Origin of the sequence: Acinetobacter sp. TWP2-2-3 (assembly GCF_049896445.1) — a bacterium.
In the GTDB taxonomy this organism is placed as follows: domain Bacteria; phylum Pseudomonadota; class Gammaproteobacteria; order Pseudomonadales; family Moraxellaceae; genus Acinetobacter.
In genome coordinates this window covers 12645-24807 of record NZ_JAFCUI010000008.1, presented here as the reverse complement: position 1 = coordinate 24807, position 12163 = coordinate 12645, and the positions used below count along the sequence as shown (strand labels likewise).

The window sequence follows — 12163 nt, the reverse complement described above, 5'->3', positions numbered from 1 at the left end:
TCACGTTGCTCCTTAACCGTAGAATTTTTTGTTGTTAGCAGCCATTTCGCGCAACATTTCTGGCGCTTCATAAGCTTTACCAAGGTGCGCATACTTATTGCAAAGCGCAACATACTCAGCTACACCGGTTTGATCGATGTAACGGCATGGACCACCACGGAATGGCGGGAAACCAACACCCATGATCATCGCCATATCTGCTTCAGCAGCAGTCGCTACAATGTTGTCTTCCAGGCAACGAACTGTTTCGTTACAGAAAGCCAGCATCATACGGTCAATGATTTCCTGAGCGTCAAATTCACGTTTTTCCGAAGTTGCAACAGAGGCTACAAGCTCATACGCAGTCGGATCAACCACTTTGGCTTTTTTGCCTTTACGGTCAAGTTCATACTTGTAGAAACCAACGTCATTCTTTTGCCCCAGACGTTTGTTTTCGTACATGACTTGGATCGAGCCTTTGTAGTCAGGCTTCATGCGATCCGGGAAGCCTTCAGCCATCACTTCTGCACCGTGAACGCCAGTGTCGATACCGACCACGTCCATCAGGTAAGCAGGGCCCATAGGCCAGCCGAATTTTTCCATCACTTTATCGATTTGCTGGAAGTCAGCGCCATCTTTAAGCAACAGGTCAAATGCGCCGAAGTAAGGGAACAATACGCGGTTCACCAGGAAGCCCGGGCAGTCATTGACCACGATTGGTGTTTTACCCATCTTCTGAGCCAGAACGACTGTGGTTGCAATCGCTTCGTCAGAAGTCTTCGCACCACGAATCACTTCAACCAGTGGCATCATGTGTACCGGGTTAAAGAAGTGCATGCCCACGAAGTTTTCAGGACGTTCCAGATTTTCAGCCAGACGCGTGATTGAAATCGTAGAAGTGTTAGATGCAATGATCGTGTTTTCACGAACTTTCGCTTCAGTTTCTTTCAGTACGATGCCTTTAACTTTTGGATTTTCAGTCACGGCTTCGATCACGATGTCCACTTCTTTAAACTCGTCATAGCTTAAAGTTGGACGGATGCGCGCAAGAGTTTCACCCATTTGAGCAGGCTTCATCTTCTTACGTTCAACTTGTTTGGTCAGTAAACCATTGGCTTCTTTCATACCCAAAGCAAGTTGCTGGTTACCGATGTCTTTCATGATGATCGGTGTGCCTTTGCTTGCCGCCTGGTAAGCAATACCACCACCCATGATACCCGCGCCTAAAACAGCCGCCTGGTTCACTGGATGCGCACCTTTTTCATAGCGCTTCGAGGTTTTTTTCACGATCTGGTCGTTCAGGAACAAACCGATCAAGGCACCTGCCTGAGGTGTTACCGCAGCTTTGGCAAAGCCTTCAGCTTCAGCTTTCAGCGCGTCATCACGATGCAGGCTCGCACCCGCTTGAAGAGAATCAAGCAGTAATTTTGGTGCAGGGTATTGAGCTGGATTAGCTTTTGCCAGAACCATGCCTTTCGATGAGTTAAACGCCATCATCTGTTCGATCGGGCTGAGTTTAACTGGATCGAGTTTTTCCTGACGCTTGGTTTTCCAGTCTAAACGGCCATGAATCGCCTGTTTTACCAGATCAAGTGCAGCATCTTGTAGCTTGTCAGCAGGAACGACAGCATCGACTGCGCCGTCTTTCAGTGCAGCAGCTGGCTTCTTAGGATTGGCCATTGCCATCCATTCTACCGCGTTGTCGATACCGATTAGACGGCTTAAACGAACTGTACCACCGAAGCCCGGGAAGATCCCCAGCTTGATTTCAGGCAGGCCCACTTGTGCCTGTTCTGACATGACACGGTAGTCACACACCAGGCACATTTCGAAACCGCCACCCAGTGCCATGCCATTAATGGCAGCCACTTTAGGAATGTCGAGGTCTTCGAAGCTGTTAAAAATTTCATGTACTGGCATTGCCCAGTCAACAATCGCTTGTTCACCCTGAGCAAAGTTGTCGCCGAATTCAGTGATATCAGCACCTACAATAAATGTAGATTTGCCTGAAGTCACAATCAGACCTTGAATATCGGCATGGGAGACGGCTTCGATAGCAGCCTTGAAATCTTCAATCGTTGCACGGTTGAATTTGTTAACGGACTCACCTTGTAAGTCAAAGCGGAATTCTGCAATCCCGTCCTCAAGCATTTGGACGGTAATGGCATTGCCAGCGTGGATCATGCCCTGATCTCCTTTATTTTGGAGGACTTCTAAGTTGATGTTGTGAAGCAAGTGCGCATGTCCCGCGCACTTTTTGACTTCGCTAATCTTACGATAACTATATCCAAAAAGAACATAACAAGTTGTATCAAGCCGTGACGCAATGGTCATCAATTTCTGCCGGATTGGTTCGAACCGCTATGACTTTTCCTTTCAGTTTTCTAAAAGCAGATGAACCAAAGATTTTGTTTCAATTCATTATTTTTTATCAATCAGCCTGATAGATATGGAGCTGGGTGACTGATTTTCAAGGTGCATTTCTAGCGGAATTTTGTCAATTCAGTCAATTTCTATCCTTGAACATACCATTTTTAGCCTCGAAGTATGCTGAGCGCAGGGCTTTCAGGTCTTTGCTGATAGTATTTAATCAACCCAAATAAAAGCGCAGTAGTTCATTTGGGTTGCTGAACTTTTCTGATGAGATCGAAAATGAGAACGATCCTGTCGATGTGTGATTTAAAATAATTTCTATCCTGCCGGGTTGAATCCCTGTCATCTGCTATGGAATTGTTTATGATGATCATGCACCAAGATATGGGGGATATCGATGCACGTATTTCGTTCTAAAAAAGACTGGTGGCTGCTGGCTTTTGTGATTTGTATGAGTGGCCTGTTGCTGCAACTACTGCTGACCATGCAGGCCAAAGGCACTATGCAGCAATATCCGCTGCACACTGCGGTTTATGTCCTGACTATTATCATTTTATGGTGGCCGCTGTGGAGTACGCGCTATGTGGTAGACAATGGGGTGTTGACCATAAAAAGCCTGTGGTTAAGCTGGAAGATTCCGTTAAGTGAAATCCAATCCATTCAGCCCACAGACCACTCTATCATTGCGCCAGCCTTATCCTTAAAGCGTCTGCGAATTGACTATACAGATGCGGGCATGCAGAAATTTATATTGGTTTCACCCAAAGATCAGACTGCTTTTATACAGGCGCTTCAGCCGAATAAAAACTGATATCGAGTCTGACTTAGTTAAGCTTTTGCCTGCTCAGGCAGAACCACCAGTTGTCCATCGACACAGTCCAGATGCAGGCTCAATTGCTCGGGCTGGTTTAAAAAATACAGCGCCAGAATTGGCTCCAGTTCGGTACGCATCTTGCGGCCCAAATGCCGGGCACCGTAACGGATATCATGACCCTGATAGAAATAGGCTTTGGCTGAAGCGCTTAAATGCACGCTGCGTTGCTGATATTGCAAGCGCTTGTTCAGTTTATCCAGTTCAATTTCGACCAGACGTGGCAGGACATCATGCTGTACCGCCTGATAATGCAGGCTGCGGTCAATCCGGTTGAGAAACTCGGGGTCGAATTTACGCTGCATGACTTTTTCAATGATGTGCTGGACGGGAACGCGCTTCAGACAAAGGGCCTGCATTTTTTCCGGCAGATAGCTGAGTTTATTCAGATATTGCTGCGCCGCCTGTGCCCCGACATTGCTGGTCATAAAGATCATGCAGTTGCGAAAATCGATAGTTTTGGTGCCCGCTGTCAATGTCAGCCGGCCAGTATCCAGCACGTTCATAAAGCCGCGAATCACCTCGTTACTGGCTTTTTCCAGTTCATCAAACAGCATGATGCCGGGCCGGGTATGACTGCCGGCAATCGCAGTTTCATCAAACAGGCTGTGACCTTCCTTTGATCCCACATAACCGGGCGGTGCGCCGGTCAAAGCCGCCGCATAATGTTCCTGTGCCAGAGTATTCATATCAATCCGGCAAAAGGCATCCGGGCGGCCATAGATCGCATCGGCAATCAGACGCACGGTTTCTGTTTTACCGACGCCAGTAGGGCCCAGCATCAAGGTAACCGACAAAGGGCGATCCGGACTGGAAAAATCTGCCTTGACCACATGCAACATTTTTTCAATTTCATTCAGGGCTGCATCCTGCCCAATAATCCGTTCACGTAGCAGTTGCATTACCTTACTCGGCTCGAAATGAAAACGCGGTTTACCAATCAGGCGAGCACGTTCAGACGGGTGATGGGTGGAGGTGGAGGGTTGAACAATATGAATGCCCGATTGCTGCAGGGTCATGCGAATCATCTCAAAACTAGACTTTTTGAGCATAACAAAGTTAAAGGTTGAAACTTATAGCTTTTAACAATCAGTTTATGTCGTGAGGATTATAGATTGGGGGGATAACCCGACAGGAACTTTAAGATTAAGTGGCAGCTTCAGGGGAATTTTGTGTTTTTGCTTGAAAATGACGCAACAATCATCACATATATCTGCAGATTGTAGGTGAAAAATAGGCTTTAGGTGAACGAAAACGCACGCCCCCATATTGAAAAAATCCTGGCGAATATGACCAGCCTGCCCGGGGTCTACCGGATGTATGGCAAAGACGGTGAATTATTGTATGTGGGTAAAGCCAAAAACCTGAAAAACCGGGTCTCCAGCTATTTTGTCAAAACGCTGGATCATCCCAAAACCCAGGCCTTGGTGGCACGGATTTATGATATCCAGACCCTGGTGGTACGTTCTGAAACTGAAGCCTTGTTGCTGGAACAGAACCTGATCAAGCTGCATCATCCGCCCTATAACATCATGTTGCGTGATGACAAATCTTATGTCTATATTTTTGTTTCGGCAGATAAACCCTATCCGCGTTTAGCCAGTGGGCGCGGCAAGGGCAAGCACCAGGTGGGCAAGTTTTTTGGACCTTATCCGAGTGCGTATACCGCCCGGGATACTCTGGTGGTGCTACAAAAACTGTTCAATGTGCGTTCCTGTGAAAACAGTTTTTTTGCCAACCGGACCCGGCCATGTCTGCAATACCAGATCAAACGCTGCTCTGCGCCCTGTGTCGGATTTATTTCTCCGGAAGACTATAAGGCAGATGTCGATAACTCGATCCGATTTTTGCAGGGCGATACCAAGGAGCTGAATCAGGAACTGATCGCAAAAATGGAAGCGGCCGCTGAAGCGCTGGAATTTGAAAAAGCGGTGTTCTATCGTGACCGGATGGCATTGTTAAGAGACGTACAGTCGCAGCAGGCGATCTATAAGCTCAAAGGCGAAGCCGATATCCTGTCGATTGCCTATCAGGCCGGTGTGACCTGTGTGCAGATCATGCATGTGCGCAACGGTAAAATGCTGGGTGGAAAAAGTTATTTCCCGGATATGCTTAGTGATGACCTGGGGCAAATGCTGGCCGATTTTATTGCCAATTTTTATTTTCAGGTAGCAGATGAAATCCCGGCTGAACTGATTGTCAATCTGGAAGTGGCTGATCGTAAGGAACTGGAAGCAGCACTGTCGCAGCATTTTGGCAAGAAAATCCAGATCAAGTCCAAAGTCCGCGAAACCCGGGCCGAATGGCTGGAACTGGCGCAGATGAATGTACAGCACGCGATTCAGGGCAAGCTGGCCAATCATATAGAATTAAATGAGCGTTTTCATCAGCTGGAGCAGGTGGTCGGCCGTCCTGTAGACCGGATCGAGTGCTTCGATATTTCACATACCATGGGCGAAGATACCGTGGCGTCCTGTGTGGTCTTTGACAGTGGTGGTGCGCGCAAGCGTGATTATCGCCAGTTTTCCATTCATGATATTCAGGCGGGCGATGACTATGCCGCCATGCGTCAGGCGCTGACCCGTCGTTATAAAAAAGCCCTATTGCCGGACCTGCTGTTGATTGATGGTGGCAAGGGGCAATTGCACATGGCGATGGAAGTCATGCAGGAACTGGGACTGGATGCCTTTATGGTCGGTGTGTCCAAAGGTGAGGGACGTAAGCCCGGTCTGGAAACCCTGCACTTTACCGATGGCAGTAAAATTCAATTACCGGAGGATCATAAGGCGCTGCATCTGATTCAGCAGGTACGTGATGAAGCACACCGCTTTGCGATTACCAAGCATCGTGCCAAACGCGATAAAAAGCGTGGTTCATCAGTGCTGGAAGTTATTCCGGGGCTCGGACCAAAACGCCGTCGGGATTTGCTGACGCATTTTGGCGGGATTCAGGGCGTACTGAAAGCCTCAGAACGAGATCTGCAACTGGTACCGGGACTGGGTTCAGTCATGGCACGGATGATTTATAAAGTGTTGCATGAATAACTTGGGGCTCGAATGCAAGGGCAAAAATGCGTATTGACGCATGGGTCACAGGACATTCACAACCTGATGAATTTTGCCGAATATACTGAGCATCAAGACTTACTGAGGGATCAACATGTCTTTGCATGCACTTTATGCACAAATTGCCGAACAGGAATGGGTAGAGTTTCCACAGGGATGGTTACAGGGTCGTACTCTGTATGGTGGTCTGGCTGCCGCGATGATGATGCAAAAAGCCGTCACTCACATCAATGATCCGGCCAAGCATTTGCTGAGTTGCAGTGTGACCTTTGTCGGCCCGATTCAGCAAGCCAAAGTACGACTGAGTGCCGAAATCCTGCGGCAAGGCAAGTCAGTGACCACGATTGAAGTGCGCTTATGGCAGGACGACGCGGTGCAAAGTATTCTGATTGCCAGTTTCGGTATTTCCCGTGATTCAGAGATTCAGGTACAGCAACAAGCTCAAGCACCTGACTATGCTGTACCAGAGCAGCTGTTTCAGATTCCTGCGGGTTATGGCATGCCAGACTGTTATGACCATTTCGAAGTAGCCTGGGCGGATATCAATCTGCCTTGTAGTGCCAGTCCTCGTCCGGACTTTGGTGGCTGGTGCCGATTTCATCCTGAAAAGCATCACAATCGTGAATTTTTGGTCGCCGACCTGATGGCCATCTTTGATATCTGGCCACCCGGGGTGTTACCGATGTTTAAAAACATGGCACCTGCGAGTAGTCTGACCTGGACAGTGACCTATGTGCATCCGGTTCAACATCAATTGCATGATTGGTTTAAATATAAAGTATTTACCGACTATGCTGCGGATGGTTATGCGACGGAGCATGCCTATCTCTGGGATGCCGAAAATCGCCTGATTGCGATGGCAAGACAAACAGTGACGGTGTTTGCCTAGTGACACTGCAAGTCAATTCGTATAAAGTGAAGCCTATTAATGATGGATCAAACCTCTAAAAAAGTGTGCATTTTCATCGTACATGAGGGGAACAATTGGCGGTGTCTATGACTACAGGTCGTATCCTGAATATTCCAAATATCTTGACCTTGGCGCGTATCGCTCTTATTCCGGTATTTTTATTGGTGGCTTACTGGCCGCCTGCAATGGGCTTTGATGCTCATAACCCCGATATGACGCGGCATATCATTTTAACCACGATCTTTGTGGTGGCTGCGGTAACGGACTGGTTTGATGGCTATCTGGCACGTACATTAAACCAGACTTCCGCTTTTGGGCGGTTTCTCGATCCGGTTGCAGATAAATTGATGGTCGCAGCTGCACTGATTGTATTGGTGCAATGGCAGCCTTCCATGTCGATGGCTTTTGCTGCGATTGTAATTATTTCGCGTGAAATTACCGTTTCAGCCCTGCGTGAATGGATGGCAGAACTCGGTGCGCGGACCAATGTTGCGGTTTCAACAGTAGGTAAATACAAAACCGCTTTTCAGATGATCGCTATCACCGTATTCCTGCTGAACTGGCCACCGCTAGAAATGCTGGCGTATGCCTTGCTATACACCGCAGTGGTACTCACTTTATGGTCGATGTTCATTTATCTGAAAGCGGCTTGGCCATATCTGAAACAGCCTTAATCGAAATGAAAAGAGAAGCTCCTTGAAAGGGGGCTTTTTTTATGCGCTTAAATTATCAAGCCAATCGGCAAATTGCAGGCAAAAAAATACCCAGTCTTTGGGGGAAGAACTGGGATGAAATCGGGGTATTTGTTGCTTATTATTATAGTTATTCAAAGATATCTCATCTTCTTAGGGCTCATTATAGAGAGACAGTTTTTTTTAATCATGTGGCTTCTTGTAGCAGAATGTTGTGTTTTGTGAATACTCTGTATATTGCTTTTACAATCCATTATTTTGATACAAATCTAAATGTTTTTCAGTAGGATAGTGACTGACTCGATAGACGAAATAGGATAAGTGAAAATCTGTTTTTTGTGCCCTGAATATTGGTTAGTAAGATTTGCTAGATTTAGTCAAAAAATCCCTTGAGATAGGGGATAGATTTATGCCTACGCGGATTTCATCCTTGTCTTGAGTAATGTTTAGAACAACGTATAAAAAAAGAATCCCCAAAGTTGGAGATTCTTTTAGATTAAAGCCTACGCGCGCTTTCAGCGCTTGTCTTGCGTAATTTTTAAAGCAATGCTTTAAAAATTACTCAGGCTTCAGCCCTTCGGCTTTTTCTAGGGATGCATCATTGTTAAAGAACTTTTCACGCTGTTCTTCAAGAAACTTTTTCGCATCTGCTTCAAACACGTTCAAACGCTTTTCATTAATTAGCGTAGTCTGGTGTTTTAGCCATTCTTGCCAAGCCTGTTTAGACACGGTGTCAAACAATTCCTGACCCTTTGGCCCCGGGAATGGAGCAAAGTCTAAACCTTCCATGTCCGCCTGATACTTACGGCAAAAAACTTGTCGAGACATATCCATACTCCAAAATTATGCGTAAAGTTGTTCCAAACGCGCATGTGCACGCTCAATGGCTGCTTTCACTTGAGCAGGCGCGGTGCCACCAATGTGATTACGGGCATTCACCGAAGCTTCAAGAGTTAGGGCTTTTTCAAATACGTCTGCTTGAATCAGGTCAGAGAACTGTTGCAGTTGTTCGAGTGTCAATTCAGACAGGTCTTTAGATTCTTGTACACCGAGTGCAACCGCTTTACCTACAATCTCGTGCGCATCACGGAATGCAACGCCGTTTTTCACCAGGTAATCAGCTAGGTCAGTCGCAGTTGAGAAACCACGCAGCGCTGCTTCGCGCATTTCAGCAATGTTTGGAACCAGTGCAGGAATCATGTCAGCAAATGCCATGAGTGAACCACGAACTGTATCGATCGCATCGAACAATGGCTCTTTATCTTCCTGATTGTCTTTGTTATAGGCTAGAGGCTGGCCTTTCATTAAAGTCAGCAGGCTCATCAAATCGCCATAGACACGGCCGGTTTTACCACGTACCAGTTCAGGCACATCCGGATTTTTCTTCTGCGGCATGATTGAAGAGCCAGTACAGAAGCGATCTGGAATATTCACGAATTTGAACTGTGCAGATGTCCATAGAATCAGTTCTTCAGACATACGTGATAAATGCATCATAATTAAAGATGCAGCGGCATTAAATTCAATCGCAAAGTCACGATCCGATACTGCATCCAGCGAGTTTTCAGCAACAGCTTCAAAACCTAGCAGTTCAGCAGTATAAGCACGGTCGATTGGATAAGTAGTACCTGCAAGTGCAGCAGAACCAAGCGGCATACGGTTGACACGCTTACGGCAATCAATCAGACGTTCTGAATCGCGTACCAGCATTTCAAACCAAGCCATTAGATGATGACCAAAAGTCACTGGCTGAGCGGTTTGCAAGTGGGTGAAGCCTGGCATGATGGTGTCGGTGTTTTTAGCCGCTAAGCTTAAAATACCTTTTTGTAATTTTTTCAGTAATTCCAGGATGCTATCGATTTCATCGCGTACATAAAGACGGATATCTGTAGCCACCTGGTCATTACGGCTACGACCGGTATGCAGTTTCTTGCCAGTAATGCCGATACGTTGAGTCAGGCGTGACTCAATGTTCATGTGGACATCTTCTAAATCAATGCGCCATTCAAAGTTGCCTGCTTCAATATCGGCTTGAATCGCTGTCAGACCTTCAATAATGTCATCGCGTTCTTGCGTGGTCAGTACGCCCACTTTTGCCAGCATGGTTGCATGGGCAATCGAGCCTGCAATATCTTGTTTATAAAAACGTTGGTCAAATTGAACAGATGCTGTAAATTCAGCAACAAAAGCATCAGTCGCTTCAGAGAAACGACCACCCCACATACCCGAAGTCTGGGCTTGTGATGGATTAGAGGAATTAGAAGATGTGGTCATGTCGGCTCAATCAGATTAAAAGCAGTAGAACGAAAAAGAGTATAACAAATTCAAAGCCCATTGCCGAAGTCACATCTGCTCAATCTTTTGCATCGATGAACGAAGAAACGCAAAATTCCTATTTTTTTAGCCAGATCGGCAATTTACGCTATTTGCTGGAACTGTTTGCTGGCGGCAATATTCTCGCCATGATTCTGGCGCTTGCAGAAGCGCAATCCTGGCAGGCATTAAATGGGATACACCTGCTGCAATATATGCTGTATATCAACTGGGTACTGTTATGTTTTGCAGCACTGGTCGAGCTGTTCCATCAAGCCTTTCAACGTATGGGAATCAAACTGGCTTTGATTTCTGGATTTCTGCTGTTACAGGCAATTGTACTGCTCACTACGGTGAACCTGAATATCTTGATACATTTTGGACATAATTTTAATTTTCAGGATTTAAACCTAGCGATTGCGCTGGATCGGGTCGGACTCCATTTAAGTCTGGGAATTTTGCTGGGAACTTTCTGTTTTCGTTATCTTTACTTGCGTGAACAATGGGAGCAGCAGCAGCATAGCGAGCTGAATGCTAGAATTCAGGCCATGCAGGCGAGGATTCAACCGCATTTCCTGTTTAACAGCATGAATAGTGTGATCAGCCTGATCAGTATCGATCCGGACAAAGCCGAGCACATGCTGCTGAATTTGTCACGGTTATTTCGTGCCAGTTTTCAGGAATTAAAACTGGTCAGCCTGCAGGAGGAAATTGATCTGTGCCAGCGCTATCTGGAGATTGAGCAGATCCGTCTAGGTGAGCGTTTGCAGGTCGAATGGAAGTTAGAAAACAAAGACTTATACTCACAAGTTCAAATTCCATTATTAACTTTACAACCCTTGCTAGAAAATAGTATTTTCCATGGAGTTGAAAAAATTCTTACAAAGAGTACCATAAGCATATTGGTTGAAATATTGCAAAATCAAATTAATATCATCATAACGAACCCTTATGCACAGGATAATAAAACTTTAAAAAAGGGACATGGTATTGCAATAGAAAATGTCAGACAGCGTCTGCAAGCTTATTATGGACCCAGTGTGACTTTTCAAACCTTTGCCGGCGAAGGGATGTTTACGACGGTAGTGCGATATCAATATAAATAAAAATAAATCAAAGAAATCGCAGTTAGCTTTATCATTCATCTGATGATGTTAACTGGGTAAGGAGGAGAAATGGACATCCTGATTTGTGATGATGAGCCTTTGGCCGTCGAGCGTTTATCACGTTTGGTCTCTCAACTGGGGCATGATGTGGTGGCGACAGCAAGCCATGCCCGTCAAGCGATTGATCTGGCTCACCAATACGAACCCGATGTCATCCTATTAGATATTCAAATGCCTGAAATGAACGGACTGGCTTGTGCGCAACATTTGCGTCAACTGGATCCAATGCCGGCCATTGTCTTTTGTACGGCCTATGACCAACATGCGCTGGATGCATTTAAATCAAATGCCGAAGGCTATTTGCTTAAACCGGTGATGCAACAGGAATTGGCACAGGTTTTAGAGCACTTAACTAAACTTACCCAAGCTCAAATGAGCCAACTAAAACAAAAAGAAAATATGGACGAAATCAATATCAGCCGCCAGCAGATTGCGGCAAAGACCTATCGTGGTGTCGAATTGGTGCCAGTTGAAAATATCTATTATTTTCTGGCGGATCAGAAATATGTCACTGTGCGTCATAAAAACGGCAGTGTATTGATTGATGAAACCTTAAAGGAGTTAGAGCAGGAGTTTGGGAACCAGTTTATCCGGATTCATCGTAATGCCTTGATCTCGGTGCATTATCTGGATGGTCTGGAAGTAGTAAGTTCAGGTCAGTATCAGGTACGTTGTCGTGAGCTGGACGACCGTTTGGCGGTCAGTCGGCGACATTTACCGTTTTTACGAGATCGGATTCAAAAGCTTTAGCAGGGGATGAATGAGAGCATTCAGTTGAAACTTGTATAAATTCA

10 protein-coding genes are annotated in these 12163 nt (G+C 46.0%); 6 read left to right on the top strand and 4 right to left on the bottom strand.

Going from position 1 to position 12163, the window contains the following annotated elements:
- Positions 1-12: 12 nt before the first annotated feature.
- A complete protein-coding gene (gene fadB, locus ACP7AK_RS11495; protein WP_005245805.1) occupies positions 13-2163 on the bottom strand; it encodes a fatty acid oxidation complex subunit alpha FadB in 2151 nt (716 codons plus the stop codon).
- A gap of 586 nt (positions 2164-2749) precedes the next feature.
- Here fadB and ACP7AK_RS11490 point away from each other — a divergent pair.
- A complete protein-coding gene (locus tag ACP7AK_RS11490; protein ID WP_004278641.1) occupies positions 2750-3163 on the top strand; it encodes a PH domain-containing protein in 414 nt (137 codons plus the stop codon).
- Positions 3164-3180: 17 nt separating this feature from the next.
- On the opposite strand, the gene ACP7AK_RS11485 is transcribed toward ACP7AK_RS11490, so the two are convergent.
- On the bottom strand, positions 3181-4242 hold the full coding sequence (locus tag ACP7AK_RS11485; RefSeq protein ID WP_425879934.1) for an AAA family ATPase: 1062 nt from the start codon (positions 4240-4242) through the stop codon (positions 3181-3183).
- Positions 4243-4467: 225 nt separating this feature from the next.
- Here ACP7AK_RS11485 and uvrC point away from each other — a divergent pair, with 225 nt between their 5' ends.
- The 3 genes from uvrC (at position 4468) to pgsA (ending at position 7872) form a co-directional block, all read left to right on the top strand.
- Positions 4468-6267, top strand: a complete 1800-nt coding sequence (gene uvrC, locus ACP7AK_RS11480; RefSeq protein WP_004647300.1) for an excinuclease ABC subunit UvrC — start codon at positions 4468-4470, stop codon at positions 6265-6267.
- Between the two features lie 115 nt (positions 6268-6382).
- Complete coding sequence (locus tag ACP7AK_RS11475) at positions 6383-7177, top strand: thioesterase family protein (protein ID WP_219308148.1); 795 nt, start codon at positions 6383-6385, stop codon at positions 7175-7177.
- Positions 7178-7284: 107 nt separating this feature from the next.
- On the top strand, positions 7285-7872 hold the full coding sequence (pgsA, locus tag ACP7AK_RS11470) for a CDP-diacylglycerol--glycerol-3-phosphate 3-phosphatidyltransferase (RefSeq protein ID WP_016806864.1): 588 nt from the start codon (positions 7285-7287) through the stop codon (positions 7870-7872).
- 576 nt (positions 7873-8448) lie between these two features.
- Here pgsA and ACP7AK_RS11465 read toward each other — a convergent pair.
- Together ACP7AK_RS11465 and argH are read right to left on the bottom strand one after the other, a co-directional pair.
- Positions 8449-8718 (bottom strand): oxidative damage protection protein, encoded by a 270-nt coding sequence (locus tag ACP7AK_RS11465; protein ID WP_004278636.1) that lies wholly within the window; start codon positions 8716-8718, stop codon positions 8449-8451.
- 15 nt (positions 8719-8733) lie between these two features.
- Positions 8734-10164, bottom strand: coding sequence for an argininosuccinate lyase (gene argH / locus ACP7AK_RS11460; RefSeq protein ID WP_425879933.1), 1431 nt, complete (start codon positions 10162-10164; stop codon positions 8734-8736).
- Between argH and ACP7AK_RS11455 the strand changes: the two genes are divergently transcribed.
- Positions 10155-11309, top strand: a complete 1155-nt coding sequence (locus ACP7AK_RS11455; protein WP_425879932.1) for a sensor histidine kinase — start codon at positions 10155-10157, stop codon at positions 11307-11309. The two genes, argH and ACP7AK_RS11455, sit on opposite strands and share 10 nt — an antisense overlap.
- Before the next feature lie 69 nt (positions 11310-11378).
- Complete coding sequence (locus ACP7AK_RS11450) at positions 11379-12119, top strand: LytR/AlgR family response regulator transcription factor (RefSeq protein WP_425879931.1); 741 nt, start codon at positions 11379-11381, stop codon at positions 12117-12119.
- Positions 12120-12163 lie beyond the last annotated feature (44 nt).